The organism is Pseudomonas sp. G5001 (assembly GCF_013385475.1).
In the GTDB taxonomy this organism is placed as follows: domain Bacteria; phylum Pseudomonadota; class Gammaproteobacteria; order Pseudomonadales; family Pseudomonadaceae; genus Aquipseudomonas.
This window is the reverse complement of record NZ_JACAPZ010000046.1, coordinates 15,901-36,105: the sequence shown is the minus strand read 5'-3', so window position 1 is coordinate 36,105 and position 20,205 is coordinate 15,901. Positions and strand designations below refer to the sequence as shown.

Annotated in this window: 19 protein-coding genes; 3 read left to right on the top strand and 16 right to left on the bottom strand. The window is 62.0% G+C overall.

The window, feature by feature from the left end; translation table 11 throughout:
- Positions 1–52: 52 nt before the first annotated feature.
- From HX805_RS28910 to HX805_RS28900, 3 genes are all read right to left on the bottom strand, one after another.
- On the bottom strand, positions 53–1,465 hold the full coding sequence (locus HX805_RS28910) for a PLP-dependent aminotransferase family protein (protein ID WP_177117531.1): 1,413 nt from the start codon (positions 1,463–1,465) through the stop codon (positions 53–55).
- 24 nt (positions 1,466–1,489) lie between these two features.
- The gene (locus tag HX805_RS28905; RefSeq protein WP_177009997.1) at positions 1,490–2,911 is read right to left on the bottom strand and encodes a hypothetical protein; all 1,422 of its coding nucleotides are present in this window, start codon (positions 2,909–2,911) and stop codon (positions 1,490–1,492) included.
- 651 nt (positions 2,912–3,562) lie between these two features.
- Positions 3,563–4,585 carry a zinc-dependent alcohol dehydrogenase family protein gene (locus HX805_RS28900; protein WP_003217140.1) on the bottom strand — a complete coding sequence of 341 codons (1,023 nt, stop codon included), beginning with the start codon at positions 4,583–4,585 and terminating at the stop codon, positions 3,563–3,565.
- A 248-nt stretch (positions 4,586–4,833) separates the two neighbouring features.
- Between HX805_RS28900 and HX805_RS28895 the strand changes: the two genes are divergently transcribed.
- Positions 4,834–5,748 (top strand): LysR family transcriptional regulator, encoded by a 915-nt coding sequence (locus HX805_RS28895; protein WP_003217142.1) that lies wholly within the window; start codon positions 4,834–4,836, stop codon positions 5,746–5,748.
- Positions 5,749–5,823: 75 nt separating this feature from the next.
- Here the strand turns inward: HX805_RS28895 and HX805_RS28890 are convergent, their stop codons facing one another.
- From HX805_RS28890 to HX805_RS32690, 4 genes are read right to left on the bottom strand one after another with little or no spacing between them, the layout of a single operon-like run.
- Positions 5,824–6,009: a hypothetical protein gene (locus HX805_RS28890; RefSeq protein ID WP_003217145.1), complete on the bottom strand. Its 186-nt coding sequence runs from the start codon at positions 6,007–6,009 to the stop codon at positions 5,824–5,826.
- Positions 6,010–6,029: 20 nt separating this feature from the next.
- Positions 6,030–7,898: an FUSC family protein gene (locus HX805_RS28885; RefSeq protein WP_177081205.1), complete on the bottom strand. Its 1,869-nt coding sequence runs from the start codon at positions 7,896–7,898 to the stop codon at positions 6,030–6,032.
- Positions 7,898–8,806 carry an HlyD family secretion protein gene (locus HX805_RS28880; protein WP_177020820.1) on the bottom strand — a complete coding sequence of 303 codons (909 nt, stop codon included), beginning with the start codon at positions 8,804–8,806 and terminating at the stop codon, positions 7,898–7,900. Before HX805_RS28880 ends, HX805_RS28885 begins: the two co-directional genes overlap by 1 nt.
- Positions 8,807–8,816: 10 nt before the next feature.
- Entirely contained in the window at positions 8,817–9,005 is a 189-nt protein-coding gene (locus HX805_RS32690; RefSeq protein ID WP_032899212.1) for a DUF1656 domain-containing protein, read from the bottom strand.
- A gap of 127 nt (positions 9,006–9,132) precedes the next feature.
- Here HX805_RS32690 and HX805_RS28870 point away from each other — a divergent pair, with 127 nt between their 5' ends.
- Entirely contained in the window at positions 9,133–9,927 is a 795-nt protein-coding gene (locus tag HX805_RS28870; protein ID WP_177081204.1) for a helix-turn-helix domain-containing protein, read from the top strand.
- Here the strand turns inward: HX805_RS28870 and HX805_RS28865 are convergent.
- The gene (locus tag HX805_RS28865; protein WP_177081203.1) at positions 9,924–10,847 is read right to left on the bottom strand and encodes a LysR family transcriptional regulator; all 924 of its coding nucleotides are present in this window, start codon (positions 10,845–10,847) and stop codon (positions 9,924–9,926) included. The two genes, HX805_RS28870 and HX805_RS28865, sit on opposite strands and share 4 nt — an antisense overlap.
- Before the next feature lie 110 nt (positions 10,848–10,957).
- On the opposite strand from HX805_RS28865, the gene HX805_RS28860 reads away from it, so the two are divergent.
- Entirely contained in the window at positions 10,958–11,176 is a 219-nt protein-coding gene (locus tag HX805_RS28860) for a DUF2790 domain-containing protein (RefSeq protein WP_102369131.1), read from the top strand.
- Here the strand turns inward: HX805_RS28860 and HX805_RS28855 are convergent.
- The 8 genes from HX805_RS28855 to HX805_RS28820 all read right to left on the bottom strand — a co-directional run bounded on the left by HX805_RS28855 (position 11,173) and on the right by HX805_RS28820 (position 20,071).
- Entirely contained in the window at positions 11,173–12,420 is a 1,248-nt protein-coding gene (locus HX805_RS28855) for an OprD family porin (RefSeq protein ID WP_177081200.1), read from the bottom strand. The two genes, HX805_RS28860 and HX805_RS28855, sit on opposite strands and share 4 nt — an antisense overlap.
- 30 nt (positions 12,421–12,450) lie before the next feature.
- The gene (locus tag HX805_RS28850; RefSeq protein ID WP_008433830.1) at positions 12,451–13,785 is read right to left on the bottom strand and encodes an MFS transporter; all 1,335 of its coding nucleotides are present in this window, start codon (positions 13,783–13,785) and stop codon (positions 12,451–12,453) included.
- A gap of 55 nt (positions 13,786–13,840) precedes the next feature.
- On the bottom strand, positions 13,841–14,602 hold the full coding sequence (locus HX805_RS28845) for a 1,6-dihydroxycyclohexa-2,4-diene-1-carboxylate dehydrogenase (protein WP_008433831.1): 762 nt from the start codon (positions 14,600–14,602) through the stop codon (positions 13,841–13,843).
- A 10-nt stretch (positions 14,603–14,612) separates the two neighbouring features.
- Positions 14,613–15,635, bottom strand: coding sequence for a benzoate 1,2-dioxygenase electron transfer component BenC (benC, locus tag HX805_RS28840; RefSeq protein WP_008433832.1), 1,023 nt, complete (start codon positions 15,633–15,635; stop codon positions 14,613–14,615).
- A gap of 10 nt (positions 15,636–15,645) precedes the next feature.
- Positions 15,646–16,134 carry a benzoate 1,2-dioxygenase small subunit gene (benB, locus tag HX805_RS28835; protein ID WP_177081196.1) on the bottom strand — a complete coding sequence of 163 codons (489 nt, stop codon included), beginning with the start codon at positions 16,132–16,134 and terminating at the stop codon, positions 15,646–15,648.
- Entirely contained in the window at positions 16,131–17,507 is a 1,377-nt protein-coding gene (locus tag HX805_RS28830; RefSeq protein ID WP_177081194.1) for a Rieske 2Fe-2S domain-containing protein, read from the bottom strand. Before HX805_RS28830 ends, benB begins: the two co-directional genes overlap by 4 nt.
- Before the next feature lie 85 nt (positions 17,508–17,592).
- Positions 17,593–18,552, bottom strand: a complete 960-nt coding sequence (locus tag HX805_RS28825; protein WP_008433834.1) for an AraC family transcriptional regulator — start codon at positions 18,550–18,552, stop codon at positions 17,593–17,595.
- A gap of 118 nt (positions 18,553–18,670) precedes the next feature.
- Positions 18,671–20,071, bottom strand: coding sequence for a DHA2 family efflux MFS transporter permease subunit (locus HX805_RS28820; protein WP_177051661.1), 1,401 nt, complete (start codon positions 20,069–20,071; stop codon positions 18,671–18,673).
- Between the last annotated feature and the right edge of the window lie 134 nt (positions 20,072–20,205).

The window sequence follows — 20,205 nt, the reverse complement described above, 5'->3', positions numbered from 1 at the left end:
GGGACTTGGACTGCTCCGCGACGTTATAAATCCTACAGCAATCAGCGAAATTTCATTCAGCGCCGGTCTGTGCCTGCCTGAGCGCCAGAGCCAGTTCATCCAGGGCGTTCTCCAGGTTATGGGCGCCGTCAACGGCATGGCTCAGCCGCAGATGCTGGCAGTGCAGGCCACTGAGGCTGAACAACTCCCCCGGCGCAATCACCACCTGCCGGGTGAGCAGGCGCTGGAACACCTGGCGCATATCCACCGGGGCCTCTGAGCGCAACCAGAAGGTCGCGCCAGCGGCGGGCATTCGGTAGCTCACCTGGTTGCCCAGATGCGTGTCCAGCCGCAGGCCCATGCGCCGGGCCTGCTCTTTGAGTTGCGGGCGCAACTCCCGCAGATGCTGGTCGATGCGCCCGCTTTGATAGAGCCGCGCAATCGCGCGCTGGCGGATAGAGGACAACCGGAATGCGCGCAACAGGAACTGGCGCTGCAGCTCGCCGCTGAGGTGGCGCGACAGCAAATAGCCAAACGGCGCTTCCGGCCCGAGCATCTTCTCGAACGTGGAAAACACCATCAGCCGCTCGGGATTGGCCAGGTCCCGTAACGCGGTGATTGGCTGCCCGAAGCCGAGGTCACCATGGCTGTCATTTTCTAACAACCAACAGCCATGCTGGTCCAGCAATCGCACTAGCTGCAGGCGGTCATGGGTGGACAGGACTACGCCGGACGGCAGGCTGACACCGGATGACAGCAACGCCAGCTGCACCGGCTCGGTGCTGAGCAAGTGCTCGAACAACGCCAGGTCCAGGCCGTCGTCCGCCGTGAATGGCAATTCGAGAACCCTCACGCCTGCCCCCTGCAACAACCGCAGGATCAGCCAGTCACACGGGGATTCGACGATGATCGCAGCGCCCTTGAGACCCAGCACCTCGATCAGGATTTCCAGTACCCCGCGCAAGTCGGCGCCGATGTATACCTCGTCCGCCTGCCAGCAACGGGTCGGCGACGAGGTATAGCGCGCCGCGAGCGTCGCCCGCAGTTCCCACACGCCACAGGGCTGCGACCATGGCTGCAGATGATGCGGGTAATGCCGCAACAGTTCGCGCTCGAGCAGCAACAGCGCTGCGTCCAGTGACGCCGCAAGTGCCGGCTCATCGGCGCTGAGCACGCGCATTCCCGGGCGTCGCGCACTGGCATAGAGGCGCTCCAGCAGGTCGCCACCGCTGCTGCCTGGCGGTTTATTCAATACCGGCCAGGCGTAGTAGCCCGACTTGGGCACCGAGTACACCCGGCCCTCCTTCTCGAGCAACGAGTAAGCGTATTGAATGGTCGAGATCGACACATTCAGGCGCTCCGCCAGCTGCCGCAATGATGGCAGTTTTACCCGGGCATCCGTGCCCACCTCGCCGATGAGGTTGATCATGTAGCGATACACCGCCTGGTAGGCGAAGTCGGTTTGCCGGTCGTCCCTGAGGTTCATCGCTGGTCACCCGCCGCCACCCGCTTAACGCCCCGCCAGTTGGTAGGCTGCCAGGGCGGGCGCACCTTGCTGTGGCGTCTCGGCCATGCCCGGCACGCCGGTGGCGGGCCGCTTGCGATAGAGATGTTGCAGCAGGTCGATCGGCAACCCGCTGGTGTCGATGGCCCATTGCACCAGCATCTCGGCCACCGGCTTGCCTTGCAGCGCCTTGTGCAGCTCGGGGAGCGCCACCAGCATGCCGGGGTGGCATTGGCGCAAAAAGCTTTCGAGGCGCTCGCCGTGACGGATAAACGGCGAAAACATCAGGCAGTTCAGTTGGCTTTCATCCAATCGGAACAGCGCCTGGGCGTAGTCGGCCGCCAGCGCTCGGCCATCCTGGGTCGCTGCCTGGGCAATCAGGTGTTCGGGAATCTGCTTGCGCCGCATGAACAGCGCGGCCTGCTGCATGAAGCCCTGTGCGCCCTCCTCGTAATCCAGTTCCCGCAGGCACTCGGCCTGCAAGCCCCGCAGATGGGCCATCAGCAACGGGTTCGCATAGCTCGCGTGGCTGAAATGAAAGCCAAACTCGTCCGGTTCATAGCCCATGAACTGACGCAACAGCGGCCCGGAGGAGTATTCGGCCGCGTCCTTAAGGTCGGCAGCGCCGATATAGGCCAAGTGGCGATGGTTGTCCGTGTCGGACTTATCGGCGACGGCGTAACGCTCGCCGTAAAGGTCGCAGTAATAGGCGTTGCTCCACTCATCCATGCGCGCGAACAGCCCGCTGAGCACCAGGGGCTGGCGCGGCGGGATCTCTGCACCGCTCGCCAGCGCAGCCTTCTTCAGCCACGCCAGGTACTCCCGCTGCTTGCGCGCGGAGTCACCGCTGACCAGCGCGTGCACGCCGCCATTGCAGGTGGTGACGCGCTGGTAAAAGTCACCGAGGGCCAGGTAGGCGTCGTTGCACAGGGTTTGGCGAAGATCTCCCGAAGTCAGGTGCCCCACCATCAGCATATTGCGCCGGCTGGTGTCGCGCGCCGCACTGGAGGCCGGCCGCAGGTGGTTGAACGGCAAGACTTCCTGATTCTCGACCATCAGCAATTCGACACGCGCATCGTCATGCAGGAACAGCGCGCTGTAGCCGCGATGCAGCGTGTCCAGGGCATTTTGCGACATGCCGGCATGGCGCAAGGTCGCGACTCGCAGTTGAAACGTCCGCGGCGCCCGGCCTGCAAGCGTCAGCTGGGCTGCCCGCAACAACGCCAGGACATAGCTGCTGCCGGCGCCTGCGCCGTGAGCTACCAGCACCTTGTATTCACCGATCCGCTCCATGCCGCCTGCCGCTACCACGATTCGTTGAATCAATAACTGGAGCGAGGTACGTTCTGTTCGAGAGAAATGCCCTATCAAGCGTTGCAATACTTGTTGATAGACATAGTTCATGGCTTGTTCGTGAATAGCGCTCATAGTTCTACTACCTGAGTTGAAATATCAGTTTCGGGCAATCGTTGACGGCATTTGCCTGACCTGTTGTTTCTGTAGGGGCGTTACAACATGTGACATTCAATGGAGATTAGCACCGGGCCCTACCTGCCAAGCCTGCCTTTGGGGGCTTCCAGTCCCGAAAAGGCGCCAAGCCAAGGGGCACGCAGCCCAAACCGAAAGTCTTAGGAACGCTCTGACAACTTCCTACGCTGCTTTAACTTACAAACTAGAGAAGCATCCGACATAACCCACTTCAATATTGATGTTCCGGCAAAACAGCCATGGGAAACATTATTGGGCTTGACGGATGTACGGGGTGATTTCATATATTCAATCATTGCTCAATCCTTGAGATAAAAGTGACGGGGCAATTATCGGCACTTGAATAATGATTAACAGATACAGAACGCCGGCTAAAACCGGTTCAGATGGGGGCTTGCATGGGGTATCGAGTGTGCAGACACGACAACGCCGCGCTGGGATTCAGGGCGGCGTCAGGGGCATACATCTGGTTTATCGGGCTGAAGTACTGAAATCCCGATTCAAGCGGTGGGCAGGTTAAGTCCTGTCAAATGGCGCATTTGCCCCATGCGCCCGGGGGCAGGAATACTCGCTTGAGAATATTCCCACAGATCAAACAGTTTCTACCTGCAAGGCAACCCGTTCACGGCACGGACATTCGTCCATATAGCGGTGCGCTTCAACGAACTGGCTGAACGGAAATACCGTGGTTTTCAGCGGTACCAGCACCTTGTCGGCGGTCAGTTGGTTGATGTCACGCAAGGCTCGCTGCAAGGCCACCTGGTCCTGGATGATGCCCAGTTCCGGTTTGCCGGTGAAGTTGCCGATGCAGTGCACAAAGAACTGAATGTTCTTCTGGAACGCCGCGCAGGCCGGGAATGGCGTCTGGTTGCCACCTTGCAGGCCGTACAGCACCAGGCTGCCACGCGGCGCCAGCACATCACCCAGCAACGACATCTGCGGGCCACCCAAGCCATCGAACACCACGTCTACGCCGCGGTTGTCGGTGAACTTGTTGACTTGCATCAGCAGGTCCTGCTCTTCGGTGACGATGACCTTCTCGGCCCCGAGGGACAGCAGGTATTCGCGCTCATCACTGGTCTTGGTGGCGGCAATCACCCGCACCCCCAGGGCTTTGCCCAGCTGCACGAACGATGGGCCGGCACAGTGGCTGGCGTCCGTTACCAGGGCGAATTGCCCGGGTTTGACCCGCGCCAGGTCCATGTACGCAAAGTAGGCAATCAGCAGCGGCGTGTAGTGCACGCTGGCTTCGATCGGGCTCAGGACATCCGGGTAGCGGGTCAGCGCCGAGCGCGGCAGGACGATCTGTTCGCCGTACACCGGGTAGTCATTCGGGCTCTCGGCCGGGAAGCTGGCGACCTTGTCACCCACCGCCAGGTCGTCGACACCCTCGCCAACGGCCACAACCACGCCGGCCATTTCATGGCCAAGGCCGGAAGGCAAGCGGGCATGGGACGACGCCAGGTTCTGGCGCCACAGAATGTCGTACCAGCTGATGCCAATCGCCTCGACGCGCACCTGCACTTCGCCCGGTGCGGGCTTAGCGGCTGCATGCTCTTCGCATTTGAGCACCTCGGCCGGACCAAACTTGTGAAAACGGATCGTGCGGGACATCGCAAACCTCGTCAAAGTAACCTCTATTGCCATGAACTCTATCTGGGCTTTCGGGGCAAGACCACCGGTCGCCGTTAATAGTCGACATGCCTGTCATTGATTCCGCACATACGGAAAAGGTGCCAAGCCATGTAGGAAAACTGAATTAGCCGGTGCAGAGTACCAGCCTTTCCCCGTAAGATTCATGCCGGTCATTGTTCTTATATGACCGCTCCCGTCAAGTTTACTGACGCCGCCTGGGACACAAGATGAACCGTAACGACCTGCGTCGTGTCGACCTCAACCTGTTGATCGTATTCGAAACCTTGATGCATGAGCGCAGTGTGACCCGCGCTGCCGAGAAACTGTTCCTTGGCCAGCCGGCCATCAGCGCAGCCCTGTCACGCCTGCGCGGCCTGTTCGACGACCCGTTGTTCGTGCGTACCGGACGCAGCATGGAGCCCTCGGCCCGTGCGGTAGAAATCTTCGCCCTGCTCTCCCCGGCCCTGGACTCGATTTCCACGGCCGTCAGCCGCGCCTCCGAATTCGACCCGGCCACCAGCACCGCGGTATTCCGCATCGGCCTGTCGGACGACGTCGAATTCGCCCTGCTGCCGCTGCTGCTCAAGCGCCTGCGGGCCGAAGCCCCCGGCATCGTGCTGGTAGTGCGCCGCGTCAACTACATCCTGATGCCCGGCCTGCTGGCCTCCGGCGAAATCTCCATCGGCGTGAGCTACACCACCGATTTGCCAGCCAACGCCAAACGCAAAGTCCTGCGCCGCAGCAAGCCGATGCTGTTGCGAGCCGACAGCATGCCGGGCTCCATGAGCCTGGATGACTTCTGCGCCCGGCCCCATGCTCTGGTGTCGTTTGCCGGGGATTTGAGCGGGTTTCTGGATGAAGAACTGGAAAAACTGGGCCGCAAGCGCCACGTAGTCCTGGCTGTGCCGCAGTTCAATGGGCTCGGGACATTGCTGGCGGGCACCGATATTGTCGCGACCGTGCCGGACTATGCCGCTGAAGCGTTGACTTCAGCGGGTGGCTTGCGGGCTGAGGAGCCGCCACTGCCGGTGCGCACATTTGAATTGCACATGGCGTGGCGTGGGTCACAGGACAATGATCCGGGGGAACGGTGGTTAAGGTCGCGGATTCAGATGTTCTTCGGCGACCCGGACAGCCTATAAAGCAACAGCACCGCCGGGCATCACACCGAACTCGTCACTTCGCTCTGAACAGATTGCAATTCCCCGGGAACCGGCTCATCGCTGGCGATCGGCCTTGGGCCTTGAATCACGGCCAGGCGCCCGATGCTCGGCGAGCTTTTTTTGCTCTTGTTTGAATTGCTGTTGCCAGCGGGCCAGCGCCTCAGCCCCGTCCGATGCCTGCACCGCCATTGGCACAGACACAATCATCCCGAAAAGCGTCCAGATAAGGAGTTGCTTCATTTCATCTCACCTTCGTTGTTTTAGCTGAAACGGGTTCGGATATCGGCACGCTGGTATTGGTCGAGCAACCCCGCCAAATCCCGGTAACAAGCAGCCAGGTCGCGGGCACCAAGGCGGATCAGTGATCTCGACGTACGCCGGGCCTGGGCCGCGCAGATCGCTGAATCGAAGGCATATCTGGCAATACGCCGATCGCCCGTTTGCACACACCTGGCGATTGACGAATCAGGCTCCAGGTCGCGTGTCTTGCGGTGCAGCAACCTTAACTGTCGACCCAGTTGAAGCGAGACGGCACCAGCCTCATCGGCGCCCAACAGCGCTTGCAGGGCAACCATCCGGTGCTGTTGCGTGGCCTGCCACTTCAGAAGATCCATGCGGTGCCCGTGACGCAGTAACCGGCGTGTGTCCTTGTGCAGCGCGGTCCTCAGGACGTCGGCGTGGCTGGCAGGTTTCCCCGGCAGCAACTGGAAGGCCAGCAGGCAGATAGCAAGCGTCACCATCCAGGCCAGGGCTTGATTCGCGAAGTCAGCGAAGTCGTATTGGGCGGTCCCGGCGGTGCCGACCAGGGTATTGAACGTAATCAGGTAGGCGACGCCTTGCAGGGCATGGCGCGGCCGGGTCGTGGCATGAATCCCGACCGCCCAGAACGCAACCAGCACCACCGTGAGCAACCCGAACCCGCTGATGTGCGGCAACAGCAGGAACTTGCACCCCGCCGCTGCCAGGATTGCGTAGAAGGTTCCCCTGGCAAGGCTCGCAATGCCTTGCTCGGGCGCCGCGCTGGTGGCCAGCAAGGTGCAGAACGGACCCAGTACGGCCAGCAAGGTTGGCCCCTGGTCCCAGCCGGTGAGGTACCAGACAGCACCGGTCGCCAGTGTGGCCAGCAACGCTCGCACACCGTTACGCAGTGCAGCGCCGTAGTGTCGGTGAAACCCCACGGCGCGGGCCGGCGGCAGGGGCGCGCGCTCAAGGCAGGCAAAACTCGACAAGGCGCTGGCCAGTTCGGCCAATGGTTCATTCAGACGCCGCTGGCTCGCGCCTGGTTCAAGGCTGGCTTGCAGCTCCCGGACACGATCGGCCGCCACGCAAAACCCGGGCATGGCTTCAGCCAGCTGGCGCAACTGTGCGCCGATTCCAGCGTGCGAAGGTATCGCACATTCGTCGAGCACCACGGCATGCAGATACGCAAGTCCTGCCTGCAGGGTCGCCAGCCTGGCGCGGATCAGCACCGACTCGCCCCGACCAATCCCGAGAAGGTCGTCCACTTTGCTGATATCGATGGCCAGCGGGTCCTGCGCACGCGCCGGCCCGCCGTCAAACCGCACGGCCAATAACCGCAGGGTGCGCGACGAGACGTCGCGAAGTGCCATGGTCAGTGTGCGCTCGACGGTCTTGCGGCTGAATAACGTGGCCACCAGGCTCAGGCTCAACACCCCCAGAACAACGGCCGTGCCCCGCCCGACGATATGTTCGAAACCTTGCTGTGGCGCGACGATGGCGGGCCCCAGGGCCAGGCAAACGGTGTAGCCGGCGACCACCGCCGCCGTGGCCTGGTAGTGCCGAAGCACGGTCATGGCGCCGACACAAAGGCCCAGCCATACCCCGATCCCGAGGATAAACAGCAGCATTTGCTGGGCGAACAGGCTGGTCAGGACCAATGCCACAGCCAACCCCACCAGGGTGCCCAGTGCCCGGTGGAAGCCCTTGCCAACCACTGCCCCCTGCAGCGGATGGATCAGCAACAACACGGTTGAGGCGGCCGAGAACGGCGAATCCAGGTGTAATTGGAACCCCAGCCACAGGGCCAATGAGGCCGCCAAAAGACTACGCAGCACATAGCCCGAGGTAGCAGCTTCCCATGCCCCCAGCATGCGCAGTGCACGGAGCATCACATGAACGCCTGAAGCCATTGCACCAGCCTCCAGCGCGGCGCCGTGCCCTCCTCGGCAACCTCGATGCTGGCGGTCATCCCCGCCGCCAACTCCACACCGGGCGGCACCTTGTCCAGTTCAATCCGCACGGGCACGCGCTGGGCCAGGCGTATCCAGCTGAACGTAGGCGCCACCTGGGGCAAACCACTGTTACTGCGCAGCTCGTTACCGTCGGCAATGCCCCGACCAATGCTCGCCACATGCCCTTCGAGCAGCGGTGAAAAACCCATCAGCTTGATGGACGTCACAGCCCCCACCCGAACACCAGCCAGCTTGGTCTCCTCGAAGTAACCGGTGACCCAGAAGCTATGGCTATCGACCACAAAGATATTGGTCTCGCCCGCTGCCGCGTAGTCACCCGGCTGCAGCCGCAACTGGGTCACATAGCCGTCGACCGGCGAACGAATCGTCGTGCGGTCCAGATCCAGCCGCGCATGGGCCAGTTGGCTGCGGGCCGCATCCAGGCGCGCCCTGGCCACCGCCAGGTCCCGGGCTGCGTTGTCGGTTTCCTCCCGCGCAATCGCATCGCCGAGCTGATTGCGGCGTTTGAGCTGTGCACTGCGCTGCTCGAAAACACTGCGCGCCTCGGCAAGCTCGGCCGTGCGCTGTTGCTGGGCAAGCAAGTAGCTGCTGCGATCGATCTGGTAGAGCAACGCGCCCTTGGCGACCCACTGGTTGTCGCCCACCAGCAGGTGTTCGACCTGGCCGGACACCTCGGGGGCAATACGGATAACTTGTGCGCTGACACGCCCGTCCCGCGTCCAGGGGGCCAACTCATAGGCACGCCACAGTTGCGTGCAGAACAGCAATGCGGCCAGCCCGAGCACCAGGGTGACGAGGGTCTTGAGGATGTGTTTGATGATCATCGCGCTGCCCTCAAAAGCTCAGAACCAAGGTCGAGAGCACGATCAGCGACACAAAGAAACGCGCCAGGCTGGGGTGCCAGGCCCAATCCAGCCAGCGCCGCAGGGCCCGCTCCAGTAGCCCGTACACCAGGGCTGCAACGCCGACGTAGAGCAAGAACGGAGGAATGTAGAGGTGGGCAATCGTGATTTCGCTGAGCATCGGTTGAATCTCGCAGTCGGCAATCACCTTGATCGCCTTGATGAAGATGGTAGGGACTGCAAGGTCGTGCCGATATTGAGTATGCTGCCAGGATATAATCAATTTCAGACAATCGAGGCGGTGCAACATGGGCGAGATGAAGCTCCAGGGCGTTGATCAATTCGAACTGGACAGTTTTGATCAGCCCGCCGTCGCGTTGATGCTCGGCAGCCAGCGCAACGACACCGAATTCCCCGTGCACAGCCACCGCAAAGGCCAACTGGTGGTGGCATATCACGGCGGTATCGTGTGTACCGTAGAGGATGGCGTGTGGATGGTGCCGTCGGGCTTCGGCGTGTGGATTCCGGGCGGTATCGCCCACAGCAACCGGGTGACCGCCAACGGCAGGATCGGCTATCTGTTTATCGAGCCCGGCGCCGCCGCGCTACCGGAGAAATGCTGCACGCTGGTGCTTTCGCCGCTGGTCCTGGCGTTGATCCTGCACCTGAGCGCCCAGCCCCAGGATTATCCGCCTGCCTCTGCCAATTCGCGCGTGGCGAGCGTGCTCCTTGAACAACTGGAACTGGCTCCTTCGGAGCAGTTGTACCTGCCGCTCCCCGCTGCTACGCAGTTGCGCTTCATCGCCCGCGGCCTGGCCCAGGACCCGTCAAACCGTTGCACCATGGCCCAGTGGGCACGCCAGGTCGCCATGAGCGAGCGGTCCCTGGCGCGGCTGGTCAAGAGTGAGACCGGCCTGACATTTGGCCAATGGCGCAAGCAATGGCAAATCATCGTGGCCTTGCAGAGCCTGGCCGAGGGCGAATCGGTGCAACGGACCGCCGAGGCGCTGGGGTATGAGTCGGTCAGTTCGTTCATCAGCATGTTTCGCAAGACGCTGGGCTCGTCGCCGGCGCGTTATATCCGTCGTACTGCAACGCGCTAGCCTCGGGGAGCCTCAATCACGTTCACCTGCTCCGCCAGCAACACCGGCAATTGCACCTGCAAAAACGCGACCCACGTGCGCACCTTGGCATCCAAAAAACGCCTCGACGGATACACCGCGAAAATGCTGCGCTCCCTTAGCCGATAGTCGGGCAACAGCCGTACCAGCGAACCTTCCCGCAGTGCCGCGCTTGCACTGAAAAACGGCAACAGACTGATGCCCATGCCTTCCTGCGTCGCCTTGACCATCGCATCCGCGACATTGGTCCTGAAGGTGTCACCCGGCGAAATCGCAATCTCGCCCTCTTGCCCCTTGAACAACCACGCATCCTCCTGGAAATCCTGCAGATGCAACCGTCGATGCTGCATCAACTGCTGCGGATGCTCGGGCACGCCGTACCGGGCCAGATACCCCGGTGCCGCACAGGGCACACTGAACAACTGCCCGATCGTCTGACTGACCAGCGCCGAATCCGGCAACGAATGGGCGATGGAGATCACCACGTCGTGACCCTCTTCAAGCGGGTCCGGGTTGTGCTGGGACAGGGTCAACTCGATGGACACGTCCGGGTATTGCTCGCTGTAGCGGGCAATCAGCGGCGTGATCAGCACCCCCAACCCGCTCATGCAATGCACCCGCAATCGCCCGCGCGGGTTGAGGTGCGCGCCGCTGGCTTCTGCCGTGGCTTCCCTGACGTCTTCAAGAATGTCGCGACAGCGCAACAGAAAGCGCTCGCCCGAATCGGTAAGGCCCAGGCGTCGGGTGGTGCGTTGCAACAGGCGGGTCTGCAGGTGTTTTTCCAGCTCGCAGATCAACCGTGATACGTGTGCCCCGGACAGGTCCAGCGCCTCGGCCGCTGCGGCAAAGCTGCCAGTGTCGACAACCCGGGCAAACACCTGCATGCCATTGAGCAAATCCATCAACATTGCCCCTCGATTGCTACGTGATACGTACGAGTCATTCACCTGTTCCTGTCTTTATCCCGCTGCGGCAATCACTAAAATGAACCCTACTCACAGAGGAACTCATCATGAATATCAAATGGCTCAGCCTGCTCCTGTTTTTCACCGCCGCCGGCGCCATGGCGGCCGGCAGCAATGAAGCACTGGATATCCAACACGTTGTTTCAATCACGCCCGTGCCGGGCAGTTGCCAGGTAGAACCGGCGACCATGGTGTATCTCGACAGCCAGGGCGCCAGCCATACTGTCAACTACCAGGTCATGGGCACGTGCCAGGGCGGGGTTTAAAGCAGCTTCCAGGTGTAACTGAGGATCAGCCGGTTCTCGTCGATGTCGCTGCGGTAGTTTGAACGGGCCATGACATTGCGCACCCGAATGCCCAGGCCGCTCAATGTGCCGCTTTGCACCACATAGCCGATATCCAGGTCGCGCTCGCGATCCTTGCCTTCATAACCCGCGCCGGTGGTCACGTTGTTACCGGTGATATAACGCACGGTGGTGGTCAGCCCCGGAATGCCCAGCACCACGAAGTCATAGTCGTACCGCACTTGCCAGGAGCGCTCGTCGGTGTAGGCAAACTCGTAGGTGGGTACTTCGTTGCCCAGCGGCGTGATGTTGGCGAAGACCCGCGGGAAGGCACTGTCGCCATACATGGCTTGATAACCGACGTAGAAGATATGGCCGCCATGCTTGGCCGACAGCAGCGAGAAAAACGCCTGGTTGTCGATCTTGCCGAGCAGTTTGTCGCCGTCTTCCCGGGCATCGTAGTAGCCGAGGTTGGCGCCGAGCGTCCACTCACCCATTGGCTGGCTGTGCTTGAGGCCGACAAAGTCCTGGCGGTAGATGTCCTTGAGTTGGCCATGCCAGTAGCTGACGCTGGTGCGGTTGGTGTTGAAGGCGTAGTCGCCGCCGACGTAGTTGAACCCATCACTTTCAGCGCCGCGTTGCGGCACATGGCCGAGCATGGCGATCATTTTCTCGTCGCCGGCTTCGTTGCGCAGGCTGGTGGTGGTCAAGTGCCCGGCCTGCAGCGCAAGGCCGGCGATTTCGCCGGAGCTGACACTCACGCCCTGATAGCTCGGCGGCAGCAAGCGGATATCGCTGAAGGCCAGCACCGGCAGGTTCGGTTGCAGTTCGCCGACCTTCAATTCGGTCCTGGAAAACCTGGCCTTGAAGGTCAGGCCCAAACGGCTGTAATCATTCGGGGCGCTGCCGTCGCCCTTGACCGGGAGCAGGCCGGTATTGGTGCGGTCCGGGCTGCTGTCGAGCTTGAGGCCGAGGGTGCCCAGGGCATCCAGGCCAAAGCCCACGGGCCCCGGGGTGTAGCCGGATTTATAGGTCAGGATAAAACCCTGGCCCCACTCCTCTGCCTTTGATTGCTTGTTGGCGCCGACGATGTCCGAGAAATCGCGGCTGAAGTAATAGTTGCGCGCCTGCAAGGTGGCGGTGGAGTCCTCGAAAAACCCGCCCTCGGCCGCCGTCGCCGCAAGGGGCACGCCCAACAGGGATAGCCAGATACGTTGTGTGTTCATGTCGTTGCTCTTAGTTATTGTTATCGACAGTTACTGCGCCGGGGCGGCGATCACCTCCTGCCGGCCCCGACGTTCATTCAGCGCATACGCCGTCATTGCCAGCACGGCGATGGCCCCGGGGATGGCAAAGGCCATGAAGTTCAGGTGCAGCGGCAGTTCAATCCCCATCAGCGCGCCGCCCAGCAGCGGGCCGACGATGGCGCCGGTACGACCGATACCGGAAGCCCAGCCCAGGCCGGTGGCTCGAATGTTCAAGCCATAGAGTTGTGCGGCGCCGGCGTACAGCAGGATTTGCGTGCCGATGGTGGTGGCGCCGGCAAAAAAGATCAGCAGGTACAGGACCGGCATCGGGCTCTTGATACCCAGCAGGCTGATGGAGAGCAGCGCGGCGATAAAGAAACCGATCACCACCTTCACCAGGTTAAGCCGGTCACACAGCCAGCCACCGACAAGCGCCCCGGCGATGCCGCCAAAATTCAGCGCCAGCAGGAACGACAGGCTCGATCCCAGGCTGTAACCGGCACCCGCCATCAGTTTGGGCAGCCAGGAACTCAGGGCGTAGACCATCAACAGGCAGCAGAAAAACGCGACCCAGATCGCCGCCGTCCTCAAGGCCAGGCCGTGGCGGAACAACTCCAGCACCGAAGCGCCCTTGCCTTTACCGGCGCTGACGAGCAGTTGGTCTTGCGGGTCGATCCGGGTCTGCGGCGACAGGCGCTTGAGCAGCTCACGCGCCTGTTCCTTGCGGCCCTGGCGAATCAGGAACCCGATGGACTCAGGCAGCCAGTACACAATCAACGGCATCAGCAGCAGCGGGATCGCCGCGGCGAAGAACATGGACGACCAGCCAAAACGCGGCAGCATGAAAATCCCCACGCCGGCCGACAGCATGCCGCCCAGCGAGTACCCGCCAAACATCACCGCCATCAGGATGCTGCGCATTTTCTTCGGTGCGTATTCGGTAATCAGTGCGGCCGCATTGGGCATCAGGCCGCCACAGCCGAGCCCGGCAATAAACCGGCAGATTCCGAACTCAGTCGGGTTGCTGGCAAAACCGTTAATCACCGTGGCGACGCTGAACAAGGCAAAGCAGATGGCGATGCCTTTGCGGCGACCGAACTTGTCGGCCAGGCTGCCGAAGACCAGCGCGCCGAACATCATCCCGAACAGCGCATAACTGCCCAGAGCGCCGGCCTGCAGGGGCGATAGTCCCCATTCCTTCATGATCGACGGCAAGACCACGCCGTAGATGAACAAGTCATAACCGTCAAAGATCAACAGCACAGCACACAGGCTGACCACCAGCCAGTGGAAACGATTGAAATGGGCATTATCGATAATCGAATTGACGTCATGGGTACGCATGGCAGTGCTCTCATTATTGTTGTTGTGAGTCAGTGTCTGCAGGTACGGCGCTGGGTCAGCCGAGGTCGCCGCCTCCTACCGGCAAGGTGACGCCCGTGATGTAGGAGGCCTCATCAGAGGCCAGAAACAGAATCGCGCCGGCTTGTTCGTCGATGCTGCCGTAGCGCTTCATCGGGCTGCTGTCGAGGGTCTGGTCGACGATCTGCTGGTACCAGACGCGCTCCTGGTCGCTCTGGGGCTGGCTGTTGCGCGGGATCCGCCGCGGTGGCGCCTCGGTGCCACCGGGTGCGGTGGCGTTGACCCGAATGCCGCTGCCGGCGGTCTCCAGGGCCAGGCACGCGGTCAAGGCGTTGACGCCGCCCTTGGCCGCGCCATACGGCACACGGTTCACTCCGCGCGTGGCCACGGACGAGACATTGACGATGGCACCGCTGCCCTGCTCCAGCATGTAGGGCAACACGCAATGGCAGCACCACAGGGTCGGGAACAGCGAGCGGCGCACCTCGGCTTCGATTTCGTTCTCGGCGTAGTGCTCGAAGGGCTTGGCCCAGATAGTCCCGCCGACGTTGTTGACCAGGATGTCGATACGCCCGAACCGCGCCTTGGCAGCGGCCATCACACGGGCACATTCGGCATGCTGCTCCAGGTCGGCGGTGAGGATCAGCGCCCGCTCATGCTGCAATTCATGCACGAGTTCCGAGCGATCGACGGCCACCAGCCAGGCGCCCTCTTCCAGCAAACGCTCGGCAACCCGCCGACCGATGCCCTGGGCGGCGCCGGTCACCAGCGCAACCTGGGTGTTGAAACGTGGAGTCATGGGGGATTCCTCAGGCGGCGTCGCCGGTGACGATGGCGTTGGGGGTGAACTTCTCGTAGTGGAAGCTGGCGGGGGTGACGCCCTGGTTCTTGAAGTGCTGGCGTACCGCGTCGACCATCGGTGGCGGCCCGCACAGGTACACATCCACGTCGCCATCGTTCAGCACGTCAGCGGCCATGTGCTGGGTGACATACCCCTGCCGGGGGTGAGCGGTCTGGGGGTCGGCCACGCAGGTGACAAAACCGAAGTTGGGCAGGCGTTGGGCGAACGCCTCCAGCGCCTCGACCATCACCAGGTCCTGGTCCCGCGTCACGCCGTAGATCAGCGTGACCGGCCGGGTTTCCTCGCGCTCGGCCAACACTTCAAGCATCGACAGGAACGGCGCCAGCCCCGTACCACCTGCCAGCAACAGCAGTGGCCGCGCCACTTCGCGCAGGTAGAAACTGCCCAGCGGCCCGGTCATCGGTACCGCGTCGCCCGGCTGGGCACGCTCCAGCCAGCCACTCATCAACCCGCCGGGCACATGCTTGATCAGGAAGCTCGCGCGTTTGTCGCCGGGGCGACTGCTGAAGGAATACGCGCGGGTCTGCCCACTGTCGGGCACGCCGATATTCACGTATTGCCCCGGCAGGAACACCGGCGCCTGATCCAGTTCGAAGCTGACTTCCAACGCTGCATCGGCATGCCGGGTAATACTCGCCACCGTCGCGGCAAATTGCGCGGTGCCGGTCTTGCAGGCACCGGACGGCACCGGCACGGCAATCACGCAATCGGATTGCGGCACCATCTGGCAGGTGAGCACCTGGCGCTCAGCGGCTTCATCCTCGCTCAGGGCGTCTTCGATGTAGTCGTCGCCCAAATCATAGGCGCCGGTTTCACAGCGGCATTTGCAGGTGCCGCACACACCGTCGGAGCAGTCCATGGGCAGGTTGATACGTTGGCGAAAGGCCGCGTCGAGGACCTTTTCACCCACCTTGCAGTCGATGAAACGGGTTACCCCGTCCTCGAAGTTCAGGGCAATGGAGTACGTCATGGGCGTGTCCTCAGATGTGGTAGATATCGATGACCTGATGGATGTAGTCGTTTTTCAGCACCACCTTCTTGCGCGTGATCAGCGGCTGTTCGGCGCTGATGTCGAGGCGATAGAACGAGGTACCGAAGTACGTATCCGTGGTCTTGTAGCGATGGCTGAGGGTTTGCCAGTTGAAACGCAACTCCACGTGCTGCCCGTCGTCGGCCAGCACTTCGAGGTTGGTGATCAGGTGCGCGGTGCGCGGCTCCGGGGTGCTGGCGCTGGAGCGCTCGGTCTTGATCCGGAACACCCGGTCTTCCAGGCCGTCGCGGCTGGGGTAATAGATCAGCGAGATTTCTCTCTGGGGGTCTTCGGTCAGCGTGTCGTGGTCGTCCCAGGCCGGCATCCAGTACTCGACCTTGGGTGAATAGCATTCGAGCCACTCATCCCACTGGCGGTCATCCAGCAGGCGGGCTTCGCGGTACAGAAAGTCCAGCAGGCGGTCACGGGAAGCACTCATGCCAGCACCTCCTTGTCCGTCGCGATCAAGCCTTGCTGCTCCCGTTCGATAGCGCGTTGCAGGCTCTGGGCCCAGTGGGCGTGCTGGCGCACGAACAGGCCTTCGTCCTCGGTCTTGACGCCACTGAGCTGCGGATTCATGCCCATGGCCCGGGCGTTTTCGTCAGGGCCTTCGACCCACTGTTTGGCGCCGCGACTGAGGTCATTCCACAAGGTGGTCGCGCCCTGGTAGCCGGTCTGGCAGGCGCGGAATTCTTCCAGATCGTCCGGTGTACCCATGCCGCTGACGTTGAAGAAATCTTCGTACTGGCGGATGCGCGTGGTGCGTTCCTCGGCACTTTCGCCCTTGGGTGCCATGCAATAGATCGTGACTTCGGTCTTGTCGACCGCGATTGGCCGTACCACGCGGATCTGCGTGGAGAACTGGTCCATCAGGTACACATTCGGGTAGAGGCACAGGTTGCGGGTTTGGTCGACGATAAAATCGGCGCGTTCCTGGCCCAGGCGCTCGGCCAGCGCCTTGCGATGGGCATGCACCGGACGCACTTCGGGGTTGAGCAGGCGCGTCCACAGCAGGATATGGCCATGCTCGTAGGCGTACACGCCGCCCAGGCTTTTCGACCAGCCATTGGCATCCACGGTGCGCGTGCCTTCGGCTTCGTAATTGCGCCGGCCCATGGTCGCCGAGTAGTTCCAGTGCACGGAGCTGACGTGATAACCGTCGGCGCCGTTTTCGATCTGCAGCTTCCAGTTGCCGTCATACACATATGACGAACTGCCCCGCAGCACCTCCAGCCCCAGCGGGGCCTGATCGACCATCTGGTCGATGATCACCCGGGTCTCACCCAGGTAGTCGCTCAGCTCCGGCACCGTCTCGCTGAGGCTGCCGAACAGGAAGCCGCGATAGTTTTCGAAGCGACCAAGGCGTTTCAAGTCGTGGGAGCCGTCACAGTCGAAGCTGTCGGGGTAGGCGCCGGTCTTGGCGTCCTTCACTTTGAGCAGCTTGCCGGCGTTGCTGAAGGTCCAGCCGTGGAACGGGCAGGTAAACGAGCCTTTGTTGCCTTGTTTACGGCGGCAGAGCATCGCGCCACGGTGGGCGCAGGCGTTGACCAGGCCGTGCAGCGTGCCGTGTTTGTCACGGGTGATGACCACGGGCTGGCGGCCGATCCAGGTGGTGAAGTAGTCGTTGATCTCCGGCACCTGGCTTTCGTGTGCCAGGTAGACCCAACCGCCTTCGAAAATGTGCTTCATTTCCAGGGCAAACAGGTCGGGGTCGGTAAAGATGTCGCGGCGGCAGCGGAACACCCCAGTGGCGGGATCTTCCTGGACGGAGTCGCGCAATTGTCGGGCGAGTCGGTCGAATGTGCTGATCATGGGGTAGGCCCTCGGTTGTTCTTGTATCAGGCCCCCCCACCTTATGTGCTTGCCCTACCCCTCAATATCCGCTGACTGCAATTCGTTATCCGCCTGGCGCGAGCCGGCGCTTCCACGTTTGCGAAGGCAGCTCGCCAAAGCGTTTGCGATAGGCCTCGGAGAACCGCCCCAAATGCACAAACCCATGATCCAGCGCCACCTCCGTCACGCTGCGCGCCGTGGCCAGTTGCAGCATGGCGTGCACCCGCTCCAGCTTGCGCTGGCGCATGTAGTCACGGGGTGACAGGCCGACCTGGCGTTCAAACAAGGTATACAACGAACGCTCGCTGACCCTGGCGATGGCCATCAGTTGTTCGACGCTGATGTCGTCGGCCAGGTGCTCCTCGATGAACTGACGCACGGCTTCAAAGCCCCCACCCTGATCCGGTCGCGGAATCACCCGCAGGACGTTGCTGGCCAGCAGCGCCAACAGCTTGTTCGCCACAATGCGCTCGTACAGGCCCTGCACTTCGGGTTCGGCGGCGTTTTCGGCCTCATGGCAGATCAGCCCCAGCAATTGCAGGAACCCACCCATTTCGGCAAGTGCGTGGCGCGGCGCCGCAAAACGGATGCCCGGCTGCGGCAACGTCCAGTGCTGCTCAAGGCAGGCGTTTTCCAGCAGGCGCACGGGCACCTTGACGATGAATTTTTCGCAGTCGGCGGAATAGGTCAGGTCTACCGGGTCATCCGGGTTGATCAGCAGCACTTCGCCGGGGCCCAACACCTGCTCTTCGCCACGGGAGCTCGAGCGGCAGTGGCCGTGCAGCAGGATCTGCAGGTGGTAGATGGTTTCCAGCGCCACCGAGGTCACCCGCACCGGCGCGCCGTAGCTGATGCGGCACAGGTCCAGGCTGGAAAAGGTCCGGTGGCTGATGCTTGCCTGCGGGCGGCCCTTGGGCGGCAGGCGGATGCAGTGGCTGCCGACATGCTGGTTGACGTAGTCGGACACGGCATAGGCATCTGCACGGTCGAAAATCTGGCTGCGCTCACTCAATAGCACGGTCATGGTTGCGCCTTTTATTGTTATGGGCCCTGCGTATGTACTTCACCGCAGAGTGATGCGGGGGACGCAAACCGTCCAATATTCAATAGGTGTTGCGTCATACCCCGAAGGTATCGTGGGTTCACTTTCGCTGCAAAACCGACTCACCGGCCTGGGGCGGCAGCCGCAGGTTATCCAGCAGCGCCACGCCGGCGATCACCGCCACTAGAAGAAACGTCAGCTGGAAATCGGCGGTGGCGGCCTGCCCGGTATTGCCGTGAAAATTCATGGCAAAACGTAACAACAGCGCGCCAATCGCCACGCCCATGGCCATGCTCAACTGGAAGAACATGCTGAACAAGGTTGAGGCGTCGCTCATCTGCGCCTTGGGTATATCAGCGAACCCCAGGGTGTTGAACAAGGTGAACTGCATGGAGCGTGACAGGCCACCCACGAACAGAATGAACAGGATCAGCGTCCAGCTCATGCGCTCGTCCAAAAGCGCACAGGCCGCAATCGCGAGCACGCCAAGGATGCCGTTGATCATCAGCACCGAGCGAAAGCCCCAGCGCTGCATCACCGCCGTGGTGAACGGCTTCATCGCCAGGTTGCCGGCAAATACCGCGAGCACCAGCAACCCCGCATCGAATGCAGAAAGGCCGAACGCCAGTTGAAACATCAGCGGCAGCAGGAACGGCAAGGTGCTGATGGCCACCCGGAAAATCGACCCGCCGCACAGGCACACACTGAACGTGCGCACACTCACCACACCCAGCGCCAGCAATGGTTGGGCATGCCGGCGCATATGGCGCCAGGCAAAGGCGCCGAGCATTACGCCTGCAGCGCTGAGTAACAGGCCCTGCAACAAGCTGCCACGGCTTTGCCCGAGCAGTTCCACGCCGTACAACAGCGCCGCGCTGGCGACACCCACCAGCAGGAAGCCGCTGAAATCGAATGAGCGGGACGTCACCTCGTCGTGTTTGGGGATCAGTACCAGCGTGGCAATCAGCGCCAGCAGGCCCAGCGGCAGGTTGAGGTAGAAAATCCACGGCCAGGACGCGTGGGTAACGATAAACCCGCCCACAGGCGGCCCGAGTATCGGCGCCACCAGGCCGGGCCAGGTGATGAATGAAATCGCCCGCACCAGGTCTTTTTTCTCGGTAGCCCGCAGCACCGCCAGGCGCCCCACCGGCACCATCATCGCGCCGCTGATGCCCTGCAACACGCGCGCGGCGACGAAGGTCTGCAGGCTGTCGCTCCACCCGCACAGCAGTGACGACAGGCTGAACAGCACGATTGCCCAACCGAATACCCGCCGCGAGCCAAAGCGGTCGGCCAGCCAGCCGCTGATGGGAATGAACACCGCGACGGCGAGCATGTAGGCGCTCATACCGATGTTCACGTCCACCGCGCCCACGCCGAAGGTTTTGGCGATGTCCGGCAACGCGGTGGCGATCACTGTGGCGTCCAGGTTCTCCATGAAGAAGGTGACGGCGACCAACAAGGCAATCAGGGTTGAGCGGCGTTGGGAGGTCGACGTCATTGCTGTTCACTCATGGTTTCGAATCGGCACTTTATCAATAAGTGCGTCCTTTATGGTCCGCGAAATGCCTGCCTCACAACGTGGCGCCCGGTAACGAATTGCCCCGAATTGGGGTGCGCGCTTGCAAAAAACGG